Origin of the sequence: Citrobacter sp. MGH 55 (assembly GCF_016906145.1) — a bacterium.
GTDB classification, from domain to species: domain Bacteria; phylum Pseudomonadota; class Gammaproteobacteria; order Enterobacterales; family Enterobacteriaceae; genus Citrobacter_A; species Citrobacter_A amalonaticus.
Genome location: NZ_CP070239.1, coordinates 2,752,674 through 2,752,906 on the forward strand (window position 1 = coordinate 2,752,674; position 233 = coordinate 2,752,906).

Consider the following 233-nt stretch of genomic DNA (forward strand, 5'->3'; position numbering starts at 1 on the left):
GTGAAGCTCCCAGGCAGGTACACCGTCTGGATGCGGGTTTTGTCCGTCTGCGTGGTGGTCAGCCGGTTGCCATCCTGGCCGTACCACACGGTTTCCTGCAGCGCCGGCTGTGAACACGAGCCATCGTGAAAAACCGTACATGCCCACACCCGTTTGCTGACGCGGCGGCCCGGCGGGTCGTAAAGATAACGGCTTTCCGTCAGCACGTTGCCCTGTTGCATCCGGCGGTAGTG